Source organism: Enterococcus innesii, from assembly GCF_022846515.1.
In the GTDB taxonomy this organism is placed as follows: domain Bacteria; phylum Bacillota; class Bacilli; order Lactobacillales; family Enterococcaceae; genus Enterococcus_D; species Enterococcus_D innesii.
In genome coordinates, this window is the sequence record NZ_AP025635.1 from 386,527 (window position 1) to 406,109 (window position 19,583).

The 19,583-nt window shown below is 42.4% G+C and carries 19 protein-coding genes; 3 read left to right on the plus strand and 16 right to left on the minus strand.

Annotated features, from left to right (window positions below; all coding sequences use genetic code 11):
• Window positions 1-87: 87 nt before the first annotated feature.
• The 8 genes from era to ENLAB_RS01900 all read right to left on the minus strand — a co-directional run bounded on the left by era (window position 88) and on the right by ENLAB_RS01900 (window position 6,492).
• Complete coding sequence (gene era, locus ENLAB_RS01865) at window positions 88-987, minus strand: GTPase Era (protein WP_244352360.1); 900 nt, start codon at window positions 985-987, stop codon at window positions 88-90.
• Window positions 988-1,024: 37 nt separating this feature from the next.
• Complete coding sequence (locus ENLAB_RS01870; RefSeq protein ID WP_170920108.1) at window positions 1,025-1,414, minus strand: diacylglycerol kinase family protein; 390 nt, start codon at window positions 1,412-1,414, stop codon at window positions 1,025-1,027.
• On the minus strand, window positions 1,398-1,874 hold the full coding sequence (gene ybeY, locus ENLAB_RS01875; protein ID WP_081118108.1) for an rRNA maturation RNase YbeY: 477 nt from the start codon (window positions 1,872-1,874) through the stop codon (window positions 1,398-1,400). The genes ENLAB_RS01870 and ybeY overlap by 17 nt, the downstream gene beginning before the upstream one ends.
• The gene (locus ENLAB_RS01880) at window positions 1,874-4,075 is read right to left on the minus strand and encodes an HD family phosphohydrolase (protein WP_077454287.1); all 2,202 of its coding nucleotides are present in this window, start codon (window positions 4,073-4,075) and stop codon (window positions 1,874-1,876) included. The genes ybeY and ENLAB_RS01880 overlap by 1 nt, the downstream gene beginning before the upstream one ends.
• A gap of 21 nt (window positions 4,076-4,096) precedes the next feature.
• Entirely contained in the window at window positions 4,097-5,056 is a 960-nt protein-coding gene (locus ENLAB_RS01885; protein ID WP_371875354.1) for a PhoH family protein, read from the minus strand.
• Between the two features lie 184 nt (window positions 5,057-5,240).
• Window positions 5,241-5,690, minus strand: a complete 450-nt coding sequence (locus ENLAB_RS01890; RefSeq protein WP_077454289.1) for a GatB/YqeY domain-containing protein — start codon at window positions 5,688-5,690, stop codon at window positions 5,241-5,243.
• Between the two features lie 33 nt (window positions 5,691-5,723).
• On the minus strand, window positions 5,724-5,900 hold the full coding sequence (rpsU, locus tag ENLAB_RS01895; protein ID WP_002356740.1) for a 30S ribosomal protein S21: 177 nt from the start codon (window positions 5,898-5,900) through the stop codon (window positions 5,724-5,726).
• Window positions 5,901-6,060: 160 nt separating this feature from the next.
• Window positions 6,061-6,492: a Fur family transcriptional regulator gene (locus tag ENLAB_RS01900; RefSeq protein WP_005225833.1), complete on the minus strand. Its 432-nt coding sequence runs from the start codon at window positions 6,490-6,492 to the stop codon at window positions 6,061-6,063.
• Between the two features lie 95 nt (window positions 6,493-6,587).
• Between ENLAB_RS01900 and ENLAB_RS01905 the strand changes: the two genes are divergently transcribed.
• Window positions 6,588-7,475 carry a pyruvate, water dikinase regulatory protein gene (locus tag ENLAB_RS01905; protein WP_010748043.1) on the plus strand — a complete coding sequence of 296 codons (888 nt, stop codon included), beginning with the start codon at window positions 6,588-6,590 and terminating at the stop codon, window positions 7,473-7,475.
• Window positions 7,476-7,553: 78 nt separating this feature from the next.
• Here the strand turns inward: ENLAB_RS01905 and thrB are convergent, their stop codons facing one another.
• The 6 genes from thrB to trxB form a co-directional block, all read right to left on the minus strand.
• Window positions 7,554-8,423, minus strand: a complete 870-nt coding sequence (thrB, locus tag ENLAB_RS01910) for a homoserine kinase (RefSeq protein ID WP_244352362.1) — start codon at window positions 8,421-8,423, stop codon at window positions 7,554-7,556.
• Entirely contained in the window at window positions 8,420-9,478 is a 1,059-nt protein-coding gene (thrC, locus tag ENLAB_RS01915; RefSeq protein ID WP_244352364.1) for a threonine synthase, read from the minus strand. The genes thrB and thrC overlap by 4 nt, the downstream gene beginning before the upstream one ends.
• A 2-nt stretch (window positions 9,479-9,480) precedes the next feature.
• Window positions 9,481-10,731, minus strand: coding sequence for a homoserine dehydrogenase (locus ENLAB_RS01920; protein ID WP_244352366.1), 1,251 nt, complete (start codon window positions 10,729-10,731; stop codon window positions 9,481-9,483).
• A 116-nt stretch (window positions 10,732-10,847) separates the two neighbouring features.
• A complete protein-coding gene (locus ENLAB_RS01925) occupies window positions 10,848-11,141 on the minus strand; it encodes an ArsR/SmtB family transcription factor (protein ID WP_005225828.1) in 294 nt (97 codons plus the stop codon).
• Between the two features lie 243 nt (window positions 11,142-11,384).
• Window positions 11,385-13,112: a phospho-sugar mutase gene (locus tag ENLAB_RS01930; RefSeq protein WP_140964898.1), complete on the minus strand. Its 1,728-nt coding sequence runs from the start codon at window positions 13,110-13,112 to the stop codon at window positions 11,385-11,387.
• A 147-nt stretch (window positions 13,113-13,259) separates the two neighbouring features.
• Window positions 13,260-14,192, minus strand: coding sequence for a thioredoxin-disulfide reductase (gene trxB / locus ENLAB_RS01935; RefSeq protein ID WP_077454294.1), 933 nt, complete (start codon window positions 14,190-14,192; stop codon window positions 13,260-13,262).
• Window positions 14,193-14,377: 185 nt separating this feature from the next.
• Here trxB and ENLAB_RS01940 point away from each other — a divergent pair, with 185 nt between their 5' ends.
• On the plus strand, window positions 14,378-15,763 hold the full coding sequence (locus tag ENLAB_RS01940) for an MATE family efflux transporter (protein ID WP_140964900.1): 1,386 nt from the start codon (window positions 14,378-14,380) through the stop codon (window positions 15,761-15,763).
• 153 nt (window positions 15,764-15,916) lie between these two features.
• On the plus strand, window positions 15,917-16,387 hold the full coding sequence (locus ENLAB_RS01945; protein WP_077454296.1) for a glutathione peroxidase: 471 nt from the start codon (window positions 15,917-15,919) through the stop codon (window positions 16,385-16,387).
• A 232-nt stretch (window positions 16,388-16,619) separates the two neighbouring features.
• On the opposite strand, the gene ENLAB_RS01950 is transcribed toward ENLAB_RS01945, so the two are convergent.
• Together ENLAB_RS01950 and ENLAB_RS01955 are read right to left on the minus strand one after the other, a co-directional pair.
• Window positions 16,620-18,053, minus strand: coding sequence for a 6-phospho-beta-glucosidase (locus tag ENLAB_RS01950; RefSeq protein ID WP_008378424.1), 1,434 nt, complete (start codon window positions 18,051-18,053; stop codon window positions 16,620-16,622).
• A gap of 20 nt (window positions 18,054-18,073) precedes the next feature.
• A complete protein-coding gene (locus ENLAB_RS01955; RefSeq protein ID WP_081118099.1) occupies window positions 18,074-19,465 on the minus strand; it encodes a 6-phospho-beta-glucosidase in 1,392 nt (463 codons plus the stop codon).
• Between the last annotated feature and the right edge of the window lie 118 nt (window positions 19,466-19,583).

Here is a 19,583-nt window from a genome sequence, read left to right on the forward strand (position 1 = left end):
ACCCCATTTCTTTAAAAAAACTGATCCAGTTAACTAACTGCATCAGTTTTTTCTTTTTAAAGCAGACCATGATTGATCTAAATTTCCTTAATACTCATCTTTGCGATAGCCGTAGTCTGTTAAGAAGGTTTGCTTGTCGCGCCAATCTTTTTGAACTTTTACCCATAGTTCCAAAAAGACTTTGTCATCTAACAAGTGTTCAATGTCTAAACGAGCTTTCGTACCGATCTGTTTCAGCATTTTTCCGCCTTTACCGATGATAATGCCTTTTTGACTGTCACGTTCGACAATGATCGTCGCTTGAATGTGCACCTTATCATTATGGTCCCGTTTCATGGAGTCAACAACGACCGCTACCGAGTGAGGCACTTCATCTCTGGTCAGTAGCAAAACTTTTTCCCGTACCAATTCGGAAACGATAAAGTATTCCGGATGGTCCGTGATTTGATCCTCTGGGAAGTACTGAGGCCCTTCAGGCATTTCATCGATCAGTAGTTTCATTAACGTTTCGAAATTATTGCCTTCCGTTGCGGAAATCGGTACGATCTCAGCAAAGTCCATTTGTGAAGAGTAATCTTCAATGATTGCCAATAAAGCATCCGGATGGACTTTATCTATTTTATTGATCACTAGGAAAACCGGCGTCTGGCTTTGACGCAACCGTTCGATGATAAAATCATCACCCTTACCGCGCTTTTGATCGGCACTGATCATAAATAGTGTCACGTCAACTTCACGAAGTGCACTATAGGCGGTTTCCATCATAAAATCGCCTAGACGGTGTTTGGGTTTATGGATCCCTGGTGTATCGATAAAGATCAGCTGTGCGTCATCTGTCGTATAGACCCCTTGAATTTTATTTCGAGTCGTTTGCGCCTTGTCACTCATGATCGCGATTTTTTGTCCTACGACTCGATTTAGTAGTGTTGATTTTCCAACATTTGGCCGCCCGACGATCGCAACGAAGCCTGATTTGTGTGTTGTCATTGTTGTTCCCCTTTATCTTGTGGTTTTGGTGCATCTTTTAGAAGAGCTGTAGCAATTTTGGCAAGAAGATGATCGCGGCGACCACTAATGCAAACACAGCGGTCATCAGCACAGCACCAGCTGCCATATCTTTGATTTTTTTTCCGATAGGATGGAAATGAAAGTCCGTAAACATGTCAACGACATTCTCAAAGACTGTATTGATGATCTCCACGATCCACACTAAGAAAACAGCTAACAGCAGCCAAAGCCATTCCATTTGATTCAAACGGAAAACAAAGCCTGCAATGATCGCAACGATACCTAACGCAACATGTTTACGCATATTACGCTCCTCTTTAAAGACGGTTTTTATACCGGTGAAAGCAAATTCGATTGACGAGATAAACTGTTTGTTTTTCCCAATATTCTTATCTTTTGAGTCCATAGGCATCCAGTATTTCCTTTTGCAATCCAAACATTTCCTTTTCATCTTCTGGTGTCATATGATCATAGCCGTTGATATGCAAGAAACCATGCAACGCCAAGAAACCAAGTTCCCGATCATAAGTATGCCCATATTCAGCAGCTTGTTCCTTTGCCCGTTCAATGGAGATCATAATGTCTCCTAGATCACGAGGCATCTCTTCAAGGACTTCATCAAAAATGATCGGCATCTCCTCTGGCGTTTCTTCTTCGAAGGCAAAACTGATGACATCTGTCGGCATATCTTTGCCGCGATACTCCCGATTGATTTCTTGGATGGCTGCATTGTCCATAAACGTGACCGACATCTCTGTATCCTCTGGAAGGTCTAAATGTCCTGCAGCAAATTGTAGAAGGCCTTCGATCTCTTTGATCTTGGTTTCCCCTACTGAATTTGTCTCATCTAAAAAGGTAATCTCCATTAGCGCTCTCTTCTTTCTTGTTCTTCTTTCATTTTCTCTGCTTCCGATTTCATCTTTGGGTATTTGATCCGTGAATGGAAGGTACTGCAAAGTCCATTGACCAGTGATTTTTCAATCATTCGGATTTCTTTCAACGTTAACCCTGTTTCATCCAGTTGACCGTCCAAGATCCGGTCATTGATGAGATTCGCAACAAATTCTTGAATCTTTTGATTGGTCGGATTTTCCATCGCTCGAACCGCTGCTTCACAGCTATCAGCGATACTCACGACACCCGCTTCTCGTGTTTGCGGTTTTGGCCCGGGATAACGGAAATCTTCTTCCGTCACCTCGGGATTACGCTCTTGGGCTTTGACATAGAAATAACGCATCAGGGTCGTGCCATGGTGTTGACGGCAAATATCGATCACCATCCGCGGCATTTTGGCCTCTTCGAGAATTTCCGCCCCATCAATCACGTGACCGAAGATGATTTGTTTGCTGTCTTCAGGTAGCAAGAAATTATGTGGATTCTCAGCACCTGCAGGTAAATTTTCGACGAAGAAATTGGCATGTTTGACTTTACCAATGTCATGGTAGTAACAAGCCACGCGGGTCAGTAAGCTTTGCCCACCGATCTCAGCTACAGCATTGGCACTAAGATTGGCAACCATCATACTGTGATGATAGGTCCCTGGTGCTTCTTCCAACAACTGCTTCAACAACGGATGGTTCGGATTACTCAATTCATTCAACACGATCATACTTTCGTCCGTTACCAATAGTTCGATATACGGATGCAGGCCCATTGTCAGCAAATAGCTTAGGAGCGAGCCGGCCAATCCACAGACGAGTGTTGTCCATGTGTTGCCGCGGGCCAAATCCATTCCTTGGAAAATGACCAGCATGATGCTTAAGAGTAATGGGAAAACGATCACCCACATGACTGCGATTTTCCCTTGACTGGCAATACGTGCTCGTTTGATCATCGTCCCCATTAAACCAGAGAAAAGGTAGGTCACTAAAACAGTCGTCAACAAGTTGGTCCCACTGGAATCAAAGTAAATGAAGAGTGCACTGACCACTTGGAAAATCGCGGATAATATTCCTAAACGTCTGCTGGAGAAAATGCTCAGAATCAGCGGTGTAAAGGCTGCTGGGAAAAAGAGCGGGATAAAGGTCACTAATTCTGATTGGAACAGTTGGAAGAATTTCATGATCAAAATACTGAATGCCATCGCCAAAATATAAAAAGTGACGGCGTTCATACGTTTTTCAACGTCTTTTGTCTGTCTTGTATAATAAAACAGCATCAGCATTTGTAAGCATGTCGCTAAAACTAAAGCAATCAACGGAAAAACTGAGAAGGTTTGATTGGTCATTCCTAAAAGCTGTAATTTTTCCAATGCGTTGGCATCGATCTGTGAGCCTTCACGAACAATGATTTCTCCTTGATAGATCATTACCGGTGGAACAGCGTCCATGGCGGTTTGTCTCGCTTCTTCCGTCCGCTTTTCATTGGGAATATCATTGACGACGATTCCTTGATTGACAATAAAACGCAATACTGATGCCATGTCTGAAGTAACATCTAGAAATTGGATCTTGTCTTCTGCCTCCGAGCGGAAAGTGCTGAGTTCTGTTTGACGGATCTGCTTGGCCATTTGCTCGTCCACTAGCTGTAAGGCATAGGTTCGTACCGTATTCAATTCATCGCTACTTAAAGAAAACAACGTCGACAAAAAATTATTCGTCAATGACTGATAAAAATCAAGTTCGTCATCACTCATTTTTTCAAACTCTTTTTTTAAGGCTGCGATGTATTCATCCGTACTCGGTTTAGGGATATTTTCATCCTCATCAGCCTCAGCAACTTCTTTAGCGTGGGCATCATCTACCGACTTTTTGACTGAATCAACTAAGTCAAATAAATGGTCGATGCGATCGTGCTGTGTTTGCGCCAGTGTATCTTGATAAGTATACTCTGGTGGGACCGCTTCTGCTGCTAATTTGCGCTTTTGTTCTGTCGCAGCGGTATTTTCAATCGTTTTATTGGCACGGATGTTTTCTTCCGCCACCTGACCTTCGCTATAATCGACATTGTTCTGTTTGACGCTGGTGTACATGATACCAATCGAAAAAAGAAAGAATAGAAACATTAAAACTGGCAAATAGAACTTTCCAAGTCTTTCTCTAAATTTCCGTAGTGGTTGAATGATCATAGTTCTCCTCCTAAAAGACGATCAGCGCTTGTCTTTAAGATCTGCTTCTTCATAAGCTCGAATGATTTCGGCCACAACTGGGTGCCGTACCACATCTCCTGCTTCAAAATTAGCAAAAGCAATTTTGGGGATCTCTTGCAACGTTCGCTCCGCATGGATCAAACCGCTTAAAGTTCCCTTTGGCAAGTCGATCTGACTCGTATCGCCATTGACGATCATTTTGGAGTTAAATCCTAAACGTGTCAGAAACATTTTCATTTGAGCGATCGTCGTGTTTTGGGCTTCATCTAAAATTACAAAGGCATCTTCTAACGTGCGCCCTCGCATATATGCTAATGGAGCGATCTCTATGACGCCACGTTCCATTAAACGATTCGTATGATCCATCCCGAAAATTTGATACAACGCATCATAAACGGGTCGTAAGTAAGGATCGACTTTTTCTTTCAAGTCTCCCGGTAGGAAACCAAGGTTTTCTCCTGCTTCCACAGCGGGCCGTGTCAAAATGATCTTTTGCACTTGGCCTTTCTTTAAAGCGGCGATCGCCATGACAACGGCTAAAAAGGTTTTTCCTGTTCCAGCTGGTCCGACACCAAAGACCACATCATGTTTGCGAACAGCTTCGATATATTTCTTTTGACCGGCATTTTTCGCCCGAATCGGTTTACCATTACGGTCCTTGATGATTTCTTCCTCATACATATCTTTGAAATAATCAAGACTGCCTTTGTTCACCATATTCAATGCTGTGATCACATCAGGGGTACTGATATTGATGCCTCGTTTGATCAACTCTTGCAACGCTCGAATCACAGATTGTGCTTTTTCTGCTGCATCCGCTTCGCCGACGATTTGGATTAGCTCACCACGAGTGTGAATGACCGTCCCTGTCGAGTCTTCAATAATTTTAATGTTTTTATCATGAGCACCTAATAGCAAACGAACATCATCGTTTTCACTAAGTGTTATCTCGATCGTCATAGTTTTGTCTGTCAAATATGTTACAGCTCCTTTTTTGGCGTTCTTATTAATAATAACATAAGATGGAAAAAAGAAAAATTACTTATAAAGCCCAGAGGTAGTTTCCTTTTGTCCTTATGCTTTTTTTAAGTTTTCGAAATCAGAAAAAAGCCGCAAGCATGTCATCCATACTTGCGGCGTGAGCTTACATTTGATCCAATAATTCTTTAACGATCGCATTGACTTGATTGCCGTCTGCTTTGCCTTTGACTTGCGGCATTACAGCACCCATCACTTTTCCAAATTCTTTGGAAGAAGAAGCACCAGTCTTTTCAATCGCTCCAGCAACGATTTGGCGGATTTCCGCTTCATCAAGTTGCGCTGGTAAATATTTTTCAACAACTGCAATTTCAACTTTGACTTTCTCGGCTAGATCTTTTCGGTCAGCTTTCTCAAACTCATTTAAAGAGTCCCGACGTTGCTTCATCTCACGAGATAAAACAGTCAACTCTTCTTCTTCATTCAAGTCAGTACCTTTTTTGATCTGCTCATTTTGAATTGATGCTTTCAACATGCGGATCACCTGCAAGGTTTCCTTGTCTTTGGCTTTCATCGCTGTCTTCATGTCATCATTCAGTGTACTTAGTAGTGTCACACTACCAGCTCCAATTCTCAAAACAGTAGAAAATTAGAATTTTTTGCGTTTTCTAGCTGCTTCAGATTTTTTCTTACGCTTTACGCTAGGTTTTTCGTAAAATTCACGTTTACGAGATTCCTGTAAAGTACCCGCTTTTGACACGGAACGTTTGAAGCGACGAAGAGCATCGTCAAGTGATTCGTTTTTGCGAACGACTGTTTTTGACATGTAAATTCCCTCCCTCCGAGCTTAAAAAGTAACCGTAGTTGTTATTGAAATAAAATCCCAAAAAACACGACTGTCCTTTAAAAATTATAGCTAACCCCTGAAAAAGTGTCAAGGCATTCTGGTAAAAAAGTCTTCGATACTGTCAAGTTTGTTTGGGTTTTCATTGACATTCTTCACAACGCCCCAGAATCTCGAAACGATGACCCTCGATCAAACAACCAGGAAGCTGTTCTTGAAAGAAGTCCATTGGACAAATATGCAGTTCTTTTGTTTTGCCGCAGACTGTACAAATGAAATGATGGTGGTGATGGTCTTCTAATTCTGCACAGCAGTTATAGCGAAACTTCATCTCACCGTTCAGCTCTGTTTCTTCTAAAATACCGATCTCAGAAAAATCGTGCAAATTCCGGTAGATCGTATCATAACTCAAACCAGGATACTTTTCCGACATGTATTCATGAATTTCTTTTGCTGGTAAATAGCGATTGCGTTTGACTAAATAGGTGATGATCGCTTCTCTTTTTTTGGTGTATTTAAAGCCATTTTCTTTCAATGTTGTCATGGCATGCTCAATAAGTGTTTGATTTTTCATCGTAGGCCCTCCTGATAAATCAAAATCATTCCGATTCTATCGATCTTAAGTATGGTATAATGAAATCAATAAAAAAGCAAGAGAGGATTTTTCTTATGAAGCCAACTGAACCTGAACAACCAGACTTGCAAGAAAAATTGCAAACCAGTGCCGCAGTGACGATGTTCGTATTGTCTGACTCTGCCGGCGAAACGGCATCGAAGCTTGCACAAGCGACAATGGCCCAATACCCCAGCGTCGAATTCAACCTTTTCAGACGCACGTTTATCCATACGAAAGAGCACTTGATCAAAGCATTATCAGATGCAAAAAAACACAATGCCATTATTCTTCATACCTTGATCAAAGAAGAGCTAGTGGACTTGACGAATCATTTTTGTGAAGAAGCGGATCTCTATCATTTTGATGTACTGACACCGCCTGTGAGTGAAGTTGAACGCCGCACTGGGGTGGCACCGTCACGAGAACCCGGCGCTTTGCATCACTTGAATGAAAATTATTTCAAACGCATCAAAGCCATGGAGTTTGCTGTGATGTATGATGACGGGAAAGACCCCCGTGGCTTTTTAGAGGCGGATGTCGTTTTATTGGGTGTTTCTCGGACCTCAAAAACGCCTTTGAGTCTATTTTTAGCGAACAAAAACTTAAAAGTCGCTAATTTGCCTTTGGTTCCGCAAGCCCACATCCCGAAACAGCTCTGGGAAATCGATCCGAAAAAAATCGTTGGGTTAACAAACGATCCGAATGTATTAAACAGTATCCGCAAAGAACGGATGCGCTCCTACGGCTTGAACCCCGATTCTGCGTATTCCGATATCGAAAAAATCAAAGCGGAGCTGACGTTTGCCAATGATCTTTATGAGAAATTAGGTTGTGTCGTGATCAATGTCGCTTCTCTTTCCATCGAAGAAACCGCCTCGATGATTTTAAATGCATTAAACTTAGAAGATCATAGCTATTACACCTCAGAGACGAAAGATTAACCACTATTAAGCAATAAAAAACGATGAGCGGACTGAGTCTGCTCATCGTTTTTGGTATATTTTTCATTTTAAAGCTCTTTAGAAAACTTGTAGCCCTTCACGATCGATTTGCAATTGTTCGATATACGCATTACTTTCCAGCGCATGCAAAAGTTTTGAGATACGTTCTGCCTTGTCTTCTGGGACGATTGCTAAGACAGTGGGACCTGCGCCACTCAAGAAACAGCCATAACCGCCTTCTTCTTCACAAATCTGGCGAATGGTCGACAAGTGTGGAACAAGTTTCTCACGATAGGCTTCATGAAAACGATCTTGCTGCATCAATTTCCCAGCAAGAGGCAGATTGCCATTGATGACTGCTGCGATCATAACATTGGCGATCGCACTGGCTTCGACTGCTTGCTCGTGAAAAAGTGTCTGGGGCAAGACTTGGCGACTTGCTTCCGTCAACAACTCATCATGAGGAATATAGGCGATGATCTCACATTCAGGAAAATGATGTTTGACTAAATACGTATGCTTGTGCTGATGATCATAGGCAGCAATCGCAAAATCTCCATAGATCGCTGGTCCGACGTTGTCAGGATGCCCTTCAATGGCGGTTGCGATCTCAAGTTTTTGTGCTGCACTCAGATTCATATGCGCCATGCGGTTGGCTAGTTCAATCCCAGCAACAATAACAGAAGAACTGCTGCCTAAGCCTCGTGCCAATGGAATATCTGAGCTCATACGAATCTTCAATGGTTTCATGTCTGGTGCTAATTTCAAAGCCACACGCAAAAGTAAATTGGTTTCATCGGTTGGAATCTCTGAGCCTAACTCATGGATGATTTCCCATGTATCGTTTTCTTTTAAAACTTCGATGAACAAATACTTTGACAGGGCAATCCCGCAGGAATCAAAACCAGGCCCTAAATTCGCACTGGTTGCAGGAACGCGGATCTTCATAGATTGGCAACTCCTTCACGAAGATGCTGACGCATTTCTTCTAAATCACTCATTTTATTGATGGTTACTTCGGTTGCTTTAATTGCTGTATCCGGATCTTTCAGACCATTTCCAGTAAAGACAGCAACGACAGTTTCACCTGATTTGATTTTTCCTGCTTTCACGTGCTGGATAACGCCGGCAAGTGATGCGGCTGAACCTGGTTCAATAAATACACCATCTTGTGCAGCGATTTTACGGTAAGCATTCAAAATTTCCTCATCGGTAACTGCATCAATATGTCCATTTGATTCATCACGAGCGGCTTCTGCCAACTGCCAGCTGGCTGGATTGCCGATTCGAATCGCTGTAGCGATGGTTTCCGGCTGTTCGATGACTTCACCTCGGACGATGGCAGCAGCACCTTCAGCTTCAAACCCATGCATTCTTGGCAACGTGGTGCCTTTTTTCTCATGCCATTCTTTGAACCCTTTCCAATATGCCGAGATATTTCCTGCATTACCGACAGGAATCGCAAGAACATCTGGCGCTTGTCCTAATTGTTCGCATACTTCAAAGGCCGCTGTTTTTTGTCCTTCTAAACGATAAGGATTGACTGAGTTTACTAGCGCCACGGCTTCCGTTTCTGCAATATCCCGGACCGCTTTTAACGCTTCATCAAAGTTTCCTGGAATCGAAATGATATCGGCTCCATAAACGATTGCTTGCGCCAATTTTCCCATAGCGATCTTGCCATCTGGAATAACAACGTAGGCTTTGATCCCCGCTCTGGTGGCATAAGCTGCTGCTGCCGCACTAGTATTTCCTGTCGAGGCACAGACGATTGCTTTGGCGCCTTCTTCCACCGCTTTTGCCACCGCCATGACCATCCCGCGGTCTTTAAATGAGCCTGTTGGATTCAGCCCTTCGTATTTTCCATACAATTGGATCCCTAATTCCTTGGAAAGGCTTGGTAAGGGAATCAACGGCGTGTTACCTTCTGCCAGTGACAATGCTGGGGTATTTTCGTTGACTGGCAGATATTCCTTGTATTGATGCAATAATCCTTGATACATGTTTATTCCTCCATCACTTTCAATATTTGTATGTCTTGTGCATCGGTATAAGTTGCGAGTTTTTCTGTTAGCTCTTTTTCGCTCATTGGATTGGTGATTCCAGCGATTCGTTGGTCTGCTTCGTTGAACACCGTTTGCTCAAACGCAAACCATTCTGGAAGAGCGTTCCCTTTGATCTCTTGACTTGAAAACGACACATAATGTCGGCTGGGAACTTCTCGGACAGTAGCTAATGCTGTTTCTTTTTCAAAGGTTAGAAATGGTTCCACGATCCCATAGCTTTTATTTTTTGCTAGCACGGTTAAATCCGCAACCACGCTGGTGGCCGTCGGTCGCGATCCTGCTCCTGGTCCATAAACCATTGATTGATCAATGCCTTCGCTCTCGATAAAAATACCATTAAACTCGTTTTGGATCGTCGCCAACGCATGGTTTTTCGGTACTAATACAGGTCCGACTGACACAGTAAGGGAACCGTCAACTGTCTTTTGAGCTGCGCCGATCAACTTCACTTCATAACCAAAGGTTTGCGCCTGCTTAATATCTGCCACAGCTAATCCGCGGATGCCTTTCGTTGCAACATCATCAATGCTGATCGTTTTCCCAAAGGCAAATTTCGTCAAAATCACCATTTTGTAAGCAGCATCAATGCCATCGACATCATTGGTAGGATCTGATTCCGCAAAGCCTTTTGCTTGAGCTTGCGACAAAGCATCTTCATAGGTCAGGCCATCTTCTGTCATTTTCGTCAACATGTAATTGGTCGTCCCATTGACGATACCAAAAATCCCTGTGATGGTATCAGGTAGATAGTGGGTGCTCAATGTGCGCAAGATTGGAATGCCGCCACCCACACTGGCTTCATAATAAAGAGAAACACCGGCTTTTTCAGCAATTGCCAGCAGTTCAGGTCCATGGGTGGCAATCAAATCTTTATTTGCCGTCACAACATGCTTTTTATTTTCTAAAGCAGCTGAAATAAACGCTTTTGCCGGATCGATCTTCCCGATCAATTCCACAATTACGTCGATGGTCTCATCTTCAAACAACTCATTTGCCTCATTCGTCAAAGCAAACCCATACTTAGCCGCTAACGCAGACTTGTCCTCATAAGGCGATGCTAGTGCTTTCGTGATTTGCACATTGACTCCTGTCCGTGCCAGAATGGCTTCTTTTTGTTCCGCCAGCACTTGACAGACTCCACTGCCGACAACACCCATTCCTAATAATCCAATGTTTAATCGCTTACCCATAATGCCCCCTAACTGAAAACGTTATTAAAAACCGTTCATCTAATTTTAATATTTCCACTAGCATACCAAAAACAATAAGAAAAAACTAGGACTTTTGAGAAATTCTCGCCCTAGTTTTAACGGTGATGGATATGTTCAAATGTTTTTTGCAAAATATCCACAACATGTTTGTCATCGAGACTATAAAGAATCGTTTTTCCTTGTCTCTCTGACTTTACGATCCGATTATCTTTCAAAAGTTTCAACTGATGAGAAACTGCTGATTGTTCCATATGTACTTGTTCCGCAATCGAAGTGACGTTGCGTTCACCTTCTTGAAGGGACAACAAAATTTTTAGTCTGGTGGGATCACTAAGCATCTTAAAAATCTGTGTTACTTGCTGAATTTCCTCTAATTTCGGCGTAGTCATCGCGCCACATCCTCTCTTATTTCCTTTTGCATTTTAGCCCTTGGTTGACGGCTTGTCAATCCACCTTTGATGAGCAAGGGAAAGAAAATAGATAAAAGACACGAATAGATCCAAGTGTCAGAAAATTTCTTCTCGAAGCTTTGATTCCTCAACAGCGAGGTGCTGAGGAATCGAAGCTTCGTTTCTACCACTCGGATCATTCAGTCAGTTGCAATTTCTTGGTATTGGAGACATCAGGTAGTTTTATTCCCCAGTGATCTCTTCGATGGCTGCTTGCAGATCAGCAATTTTTTGTTCTGCCTCTTCTGCCGATTCGCCTTTCACACCAATATAAAACTTGATTTTCGGTTCAGTTCCAGAAGGACGCACAGCAATCCAGCTTTCATCTTCTAATGTGTATTTCAAAACATCAGAAGGCGGTGTCGTCATTTTTTGCAGGTGTCCATCTAAGCCCACACGAGTCAACAGTTTAAAGTCTTCTGTTTGAACGACAGGAGTTCCTGCGAAAACAGAAGGAGCTTTTTCACGGAAAGTCTTCATCAAGGCAGCAATCTTAGTTGCCCCCTCCATACCGCTCATCGTTACTGAAATGGTTTTTTCTGCGTAATAACCATATTCTTCAAAAATATCTTGCAGACCATCATAAAGGGTTTTGTCTGATTGTTTGTAAAAAGCCGCCACTTCTGCTAATAAAACGAGCGCTTGGATCGCGTCCTTGTCCCGTACAAATGGTTTCACTAAGTAACCATAACTTTCTTCAAAACCAAACATGAAGGTTTGCGAATGATCTTTTTCAAATTGTTGGATTTTTTCGGCGATGAATTTAAAGCCGGTCAAAACATTGATCATATCCACATTGTAAGATTTGGCGATCGCTGTTGGCAATTCACTAGAAACGATCGATTTTAAGACTGCTGCATTTTCAGGCAAGGTTCCTGCTGTTTTATGAGCTTCTAGAATATAACGGATCATCAATGCGCCTAATTGGTTTCCAGTCAATACTTGGTAATTGCCATCTGGCATTCTTACTGCAGCCCCCAAGCGATCGGCATCTGGGTCCGTGGCGATCAATAGGTCCGCTCCTTCTTTTTCTCCTAAAGCAATCGCATATTCAAAGGCAGAGTGCTCTTCTGGATTTGGTGATTTTACTGTACTGAAATTTGGATCAGCAACCGCTTGAGAAGGTTCAATAATGAATTGTTGGAAACCAGCTTGTTTCAATGCTTTCTCACCAAGCATCCGTCCCGTTCCATGAAGTGGTGTATAGACAAGTTTCAAATCTTTGCCCACCGTATCGATCAATTCTTGATCGATCGTGACTTCTTTGATCTCTTTCAGATAGGCAGTGTCGATCTCTTCGCCAATAATAGAGATCAAGCCGCTGTTTTTGGCTTCTTCTTCACTTAATACAGGGATCTCCAATGGATTTTCAATTTCTCGAACGAATTTGGTCAATGCATCCGCATCTGCAGGTGGCATTTGTCCACCATCTTCCCCATATACTTTGTAGCCATTGTATTCGGCTGGATTGTGAGAAGCAGTGATCATGATTCCGGTGAAAGTTTTTAGGTAACGCACAGCAAAAGATAATTCTGGCGTCGGACGTAAGCTTTCAAAGACGAAGGCTGGAATATCATGTTTTGCCAATGTTTTCGCTGCTTCCATCGCAAACTCAGGTGAAAAATGACGGGAATCATAGGCGATCGCTACGCCACGACGTCTTGTTTCAGGATCTTGTGTATCCATAAAGCGAGCCAATCCTTCGGTTGCTTGACGAATCGTATAAATGTTCATCCGGTTGATCCCAGGCCCTAAAATCCCTCGCATACCGGCAGTCCCAAATTCCAAAGGCATATAAAAAGCGTCTTCTAGCATCGCAGGATCTGCTTCTAATGCGGTCAATTGTTCTTTTAATTGTGGATCTAAGTGTTCACTGTTTTTCCATTGATTAAATGTTTGTTCCCATGCCATAAAATAACCTCTCCTTTTTCCGTTAAAATGCTCTAAAATTAGTATAACACTACTTACAGATTTCTCAAAGAATAACCAAACGAAAAATAAAAACAGCTGCTATCAAAAGTGATTGACACTTTAAAAATAACAGCTGATTCCATTAGGTTATTTCGTTAATTGAGCATCTTTTTGTGTTTCAATAAAATCAAACACTTGTTGACCAGCAATACTGCCATCGCCGACTGCCGTCGTGATTTGACGCAAGCCTTTTTCACGAACATCGCCAACCGCGTAAACACCAGGAATTGAAGTTTCCATCTGATCATTTGTTAAGATCCAGCCAGCATCATTCGTGATACCGCTGGCTTTGAATGGCTCTGTCAACGGATCTAAACCAACATAGATAAAGACACCGCCAGCAGCTTCTTCTGTCACTTCATCCGTTTTTACGTTTCTGATTTGCACGCCAGTTACGACCATCTCATTGCCTTTGATTTCCTCCACAACAGAATCCCAAATAAAAGAGATTTTCTCGTTGGCAAATGCGCGGTCTTGGATGATTTTTTGTGCTCGTAATTCGTCACGACGGTGAACGATCGTTACTTCAGAAGCAAATTGTGTTAAGTAGATAGCTTCTTCAACTGCCGAGTCGCCTCCGCCAACAACAATCAAGCGTTTGTTACGGAAAAAGGCACCGTCACAAACCGCACAGTATGAAACACCGCGTCCAGCGAATTCTTCTTCGCCTTTGACGCCTAACTTTCTATGTACACACCCTGTGGCAATAATGACTGTTTTTCCTTGATAAGTTTTGTCTTCGGTCACAACTTCTTTAAACTCACCTTGGTCAGTGATGTTTTGAACGATTCCATAGGCATTTTCAACACCAAATTTTATGGCACCTTCATACATCTTGAATGCTAGTTCAGGGCCTAAGATAGACTCGTATCCTGGGTAGTTTTCAACTTCAGCCGTATTATTCATTTGACCGCCAGGTGCGCCTCGTTCAATCATTAGTACTGATAAATTCGATCTTGACGCATAAAGCGCTGCTGTCATCCCCGCAGGGCCTGCGCCGATGATAATTACATCATACATATATTTCCCTCCAATTTGGACTACCCATACTTTACTTTCAAAAGCAAATTCTTTCAACTCATCTGCTTACAAAAAATAATAAGATATTCCTGCTTTTACTTTTGAAAATTACATTGACTTTCTTTTCAATTTTTGTAAAATTTTCACGATACGTCTATTATATAGAAAATAAGGAGTCCTTACAATTGAATAAGAAAAAACTTTTAGGAAAATCAGATCGCGAACTGCTTTTCCTCAGCTGGCCGATTTTTGTTGAGTTATTTTTGCGGGTCGTTATTGGGAATATCAACGTTTGGATGATTTCTCATTACTCCGAGCCAGCAGTAGCGGCTGTCAGTGCCGCCAATCAACTGTTAAATTTAACGGTCTTTATTTACGGTTTCATAACCGTGGGTACTCAGATCATTATCGCCCAATTAATTGGTGCAAAAAAACGGGACCAGATCCCGAAAGTCATCAATACCGCTCTTTTTGGCTCATTATTCATTGGAATTTTAATCAGCTTAATGTTCCTTTTTGGCTCAACCTATCTCTTGCGTTTCATGGGACTGGATGCTGAATTAGTTGCCCTCGGGCATGGGTACTTACAAGTATATGGCGGAAGTCTGTTCCTTTCCTCGATCACGGCGGTCATAATTGCTGTCATGCGTAGCCACAGTTTCACAAAACCTGCGTTATTGGTACCGATGTTTGCTAGTATTCTAGCCGTGATTGGGAATTATTTTGTCTTATACAGCCCCTTCGGATTGCCGAATTTCGGTGTGACTGGATTGGCATTTTCTAGCGTCTTTGGTAATTCGATCGGTTTAGTAATTGCCGCAGTACTACTGAAGAAGCACGTGAATTTTTCTGTTTTGTCTGCCCGTTTTTCGAACGTCTCTTGGGGTGTGATGAAAAACATTTTGACTTACGGATTGCCTTCTTCTGGCGAATCTCTTTCCTATCAAGGTGCGCAAGTCGTGGTGACGATGATTGTGGCTCAACTTGGTGCAAGTGTCTTGATTGCAAAATCTTACGTAACAGCTATCACCCAATTTGTTTATTTGATTGCCTCCGCATTGAGTCAAGGGAATCAAATCATGATTGGCCGCAATGTCGGTGCTGGAGAATTCGATCGCGCGCATCAGCGAGGCATGCGCACGATGGTGATCGGGATCATTGCCTCAGTGACGATCTGTCTATTGACTTACTTGTTTATTGAGCCAATCATGGGAATCTTTACCTCCAACGCGGAAGTGATCGAGATTGCTAAAGGTGTCTTTTTGGTAGAGATCGTCTTAGAAACAGCTCGTGCAGTCAATATGATCCTTGTGGGTTCCTTGAATGCAAGTGGCGACGTGAAGTTCCCATTGATCTGCAGTCTGGTTGTTCTATGGGTCATCAGCTTACCGTTTTCTTACTCATTGGCCATCGTCTTTAAATTCGGTTTGATCGGCGTTTGGATCGCTTATGCCATTGACGAAGCACTCCGCAGTATCTTAATGATCTATCGCTGGCATTCTGGTGTCTGGAAAACCAAAGCTGTCGTTCATCCCCAAGAAGCCGAACCAGAAGTCTTACCGGAAGCATAATTAAAGTCCAGCGGTCTCGGTGACTGCTGGACTTTTTTGTTTTCCATAAAAAATAAGATACGCCAAGAAGTTTGCTTGGTTTTTTTGAAGACTTTGCTCTATACTTGTCTCAGAAGCTATCGACTATGATTTACATTAAAAGGAGCGTTTGCTATGTCAATCTATGACTACCAAGCAACATTAGAAAACGGCGAAACCTATTCGCTAGCAAAATACGAAGGTCAACCGCTAGTGATTGTCAATACAGCTACGAAGTGCGGTTTGAGTCCGCAGTTCAAAGAATTACAAGGTCTTTATGAAACCTATAAAGACCAAGGGTTGGTCGTTTTAGGATTTCCTTCTGACCAGTTCAAACAAGAAGTCGGTTCAGCCGAAGAAGCCGCAGCCGCTTGCCGAACCACCTATGGTGTTGATTTTCCGATGCACAAGTTAACGGTGATCAATGGCAAAGACGCGGATCCCTTGTTTCGCTATTTGGAAGAAGAAGCACCGGGCACGCTAGGCAAAGCCATTAAATGGAATTTCACGAAATTTTTGGTGGATCGCCAAGGCAGAGTCGTTGAGCGTTTTGCTCCACAAACCAATCCTCAAAAAATGATTCCTGAAATTGAAAAAGTTCTTTAAAAAATTGATAAAGGCGACCTTAAGGGCAAAATATGTCATCCTTAAGGTCGCCGTTTTGTAATTGCTGCAACGCAAACATTTTACAACACTCTCATTGTTGGTTATCAAAAATATTTGAGCCTCCATTTCTTCTTAAAGAAGCCATTCGTTACAAAAGTTTTTAAAAAGACTTAAAAAAACTGCCGTTGATCTCCTTAGATTTCTCTAAGAGATCAACGGCAGCTTCTTTTGATTAGTTATTCGACAAATCTTCACCGTTTGAAGCAATCACTTGTTTGTACCAATCAAATGATTTTTTCTTTGTTCGTTTCAAGGTGCCGTTTCCTTCATTGTCACGATCCACATAAATGAAACCATAGCGTTTTTTCATTTCACCGGTTCCAGCTGAAACTAAATCGATACAACCCCATGTGGTGTAGCCCAATAAATCGACACCATCTTGTTCAACCGCATCTTTCATTGCTTGAATATGCTCTGCCAAATATTGGATTCGATAGTCATCTTCCACATAACCATCTGCATCCGGTGTATCGACAGCTCCTAAGCCGTTTTCAACGATGAACAATGGTTTTTGGTAGCGATCATAAATGTCATTCATCGTGATCCGCAAACCAAGTGGATCAATTTGCCACCCCCACTCACTTGCTTCCAAGTATGGGTTTTTCACAGAGGCAAAAATATTGCCAGCCGTTTGTTCTAACAATTCAGCGTCCGTTGTTGATACGCGGGAAGAATAGTAAGAGAAAGAAATAAAGTCAACGGTATGAGCTTTCAACAGCTCAAGGTCGCCTTCTTCCATTTTGATTTCGATCCCATTGCGTTCCATTTCTTTCAGCGCATATTGTGGATATTCCCCACGTGATTGAACATCAATAAAGAAATAGTTTTCGCGATCTGCTTTGCGAGATTCCCAGACATCTTCTGGTTTGCTTGTATATGGATAGTATGCGCCAGCAGCTAACATACAACCTACTTTGTTCTCAGGATCGACTTCATGAGCGATTTTCGTTGCGATCGCAGAGGCCAACAGCTCATGGTGAGCCGCTTGGTATTTCACTTGCTCAACGTTATCGCCTTCTTCAAAGTACAAACCTGCTCCCATAAATGGCGCATGTAGAATCATGTTGATCTCGTTAAAGGTCAACCAGTATTTTACTAATCCTTTGTAGCGATTGAAAATCACATTACACAAGTTTTCATAGAATCCGACTAATTCACGAGAACGCCATGCTCCGTATTTTTCAACTAAATGCATCGGACAATCAAAGTGAGTGATCGTTACTAACGGTTCGATCCCATATTTGTGGCATTCTTTGAAAAGATCTTCATAGAATTTCAAGCCGTCTTCATTTGGTTCTGTTTCATCTCCTTTAGGGAAAATCCGACTCCAAGCGATCGACAAGCGGTAGGTTTTAAAGCCCATTTCGCCAAATAATGCGATGTCTTCTTTGTAGCGATGATACATATCGATCGCTTCTTTTGCTGGGTAGAAATGTTCGTCATCAAAATCAAACATTTTCATTTGACCAGTAATCACTGGAAAACGATCTTTGCCGATCGGTACCACGTCTACGTTTGCTAAGCCGCGTCCGCCTTCTTGGTAGCCTCCTTCACATTGATTGGCAGCTGTTGCGCCGCCCCATAAAAAGTCTTTTCTAAATGCCATGTTTCTTTCCTACTTTCTCTTTATTTAACTAGTTCGCGATCAAGTTCGCGGGCTACTTCATCTTGTACTTCGACGCCTTCTTTTTCAAGACGTGCGATTGTTTCCTTAAATTTCGGCAAGTGATCTTTGTGGGCAATAAACAGTTCGTCCATGACACGTTTTGCCGTATCCCCTGATGGAACCAGTGGGTTGATGGTGAATGCTTGTAATGCGATATTGTAATCCCCAGTCACAGCGGCTTCGATCGTCAATAATTCCATTGCTTTCATTACCTGTAACCAACCTTTTTCAGCTGTCGGTAACTCACCAAAGGCAACATTTCTCGCGCCTTGTCCACCAACGTAAGCGGTCACTTCAACTACGCAATCGGCAGGTAGATCAGGAACGGCGCCTTCATTTTTGGTTGAAACAACGATTTGGGTATTTTTATTGGCATAAATGGAAGCAATCGTTTCACACGCTGCATCTGAGTAATACGCACCACCACGTTTTTGCAGCTGTTCAGGTTTATGATCCAATTCAGGATCTTTGTACAACTCAAACAATTCGGCTTCAGTTTGTTTTACTTGCTGTGCGCGTGTACCGACGGTCTTATATTCTTCAATCGCATGATTCAACATTTCTTCTTGACGATAGTAATAACGGTGATACCCACAAGGGATCATCTTCATTTGTTCCAGCTGTTCTTTGTAAAATGGTACATCAAAGATATTCTTCGGTAAGCCATTGTCTTCTTCATACATTTTATCAATAATGTCCATCGTTACATCGTTGCCGTGTGAATCAGCAACTTTGTGCCAGTGGAAGTGGTTCAATCCTGCAAATTTGTAAATCAATTCATCCGGTTCTTTGCCAATTAAGGCTGGCTCAATCATGGTTGCCATGACTGGCACATTACACAACCCGATGACTTTGTCCCATTTTCCGTAACGCACGATTGCTTCAGTTACCATGCCGCTTGGATTCGCAAAATTGATCAACCAAGCATCCGGACATAAACGTTTCATGTCTTCAACAATTTCAAGAATGATCGGTACCGTCCGGAACGCTTTGAACATTCCCCCAGGGCCATTGGTTTCTTGACCAATCATGCCGTAATAGGCAGGAATTCGTTCATCTTTGATGCGGGCATTCAGCAACCCTACTCGGAATTGAGTCGTAACGAAATCGGCATCCTTTAACGCTTCTTCTCGATCCAACGTCATGTGGATTTTTACATCATAAGGCGTGGCGTCCCACATTCGTTGTGCCATCGCACCTACGATTTCTAATTTCTCTTTTCCTGCTTCGATATCTACTAGCCAAATTTCACGAATCGGCAATTCTTCATAGCGTTTGATAAAGCCTTCCATTAACTCCGGGGTATAGCTGCTGCCGCCACCAATGGTTGCAATTTTAATTCCTTTTGTCATTGTATTGCTCCTTTGCTATTTTATTTACATTCTTATTATCATTCATAAAAACATTTGATTCAATGTAAATAGCTTATTTAGAAAAAGCGTTTGCAAATCTCGCTTCTTCTAGCAGGTG

Bases quoted from the DNA above. Each gene is read 5' to 3' on its own strand.
- era (WP_244352360.1), bottom strand. From the start codon at position 987: ATGACAACACACAAATCAGGCTTCGTTGCGATCGTCGGGCGGCCAAAT.
- ENLAB_RS01870 (WP_170920108.1), bottom strand. From the start codon at position 1,414: ATGGACTCAAAAGATAAGAATATTGGGAAAAACAAACAGTTTATCTCG.
- ybeY (WP_081118108.1), bottom strand. From the start codon at position 1,874: ATGGAGATTACCTTTTTAGATGAGACAAATTCAGTAGGGGAAACCAAG.
- ENLAB_RS01880 (WP_077454287.1), bottom strand. From the start codon at position 4,075: ATGATCATTCAACCACTACGGAAATTTAGAGAAAGACTTGGAAAGTTC.
- ENLAB_RS01885 (WP_371875354.1), bottom strand. From the start codon at position 5,056: ATGACGATCGAGATAACACTTAGTGAAAACGATGATGTTCGTTTGCTA.
- rpsU (WP_002356740.1), bottom strand. From the start codon at position 5,900: ATGTCAAAAACAGTCGTTCGCAAAAACGAATCACTTGACGATGCTCTT.
- ENLAB_RS01900 (WP_005225833.1), bottom strand. From the start codon at position 6,492: ATGAAAAATCAAACACTTATTGAGCATGCCATGACAACATTGAAAGAA.
- ENLAB_RS01905 (WP_010748043.1), top strand. From the start codon at position 6,588: ATGAAGCCAACTGAACCTGAACAACCAGACTTGCAAGAAAAATTGCAA.
- thrB (WP_244352362.1), bottom strand. From the start codon at position 8,423: ATGAAGATCCGCGTTCCTGCAACCAGTGCGAATTTAGGGCCTGGTTTT.
- thrC (WP_244352364.1), bottom strand. From the start codon at position 9,478: ATGTATCAAGGATTATTGCATCAATACAAGGAATATCTGCCAGTCAAC.
- ENLAB_RS01920 (WP_244352366.1), bottom strand. From the start codon at position 10,731: ATGGGTAAGCGATTAAACATTGGATTATTAGGAATGGGTGTTGTCGGC.
- ENLAB_RS01925 (WP_005225828.1), bottom strand. From the start codon at position 11,141: ATGACTACGCCGAAATTAGAGGAAATTCAGCAAGTAACACAGATTTTT.
- ENLAB_RS01930 (WP_140964898.1), bottom strand. From the start codon at position 13,112: ATGGCATGGGAACAAACATTTAATCAATGGAAAAACAGTGAACACTTA.
- trxB (WP_077454294.1), bottom strand. From the start codon at position 14,192: ATGTATGATGTAATTATCATCGGCGCAGGCCCTGCGGGGATGACAGCA.
- ENLAB_RS01945 (WP_077454296.1), top strand. From the start codon at position 15,917: ATGTCAATCTATGACTACCAAGCAACATTAGAAAACGGCGAAACCTAT.
- ENLAB_RS01950 (WP_008378424.1), bottom strand. From the start codon at position 18,053: ATGGCATTTAGAAAAGACTTTTTATGGGGCGGCGCAACAGCTGCCAAT.
- ENLAB_RS01955 (WP_081118099.1), bottom strand. From the start codon at position 19,465: ATGACAAAAGGAATTAAAATTGCAACCATTGGTGGCGGCAGCAGCTAT.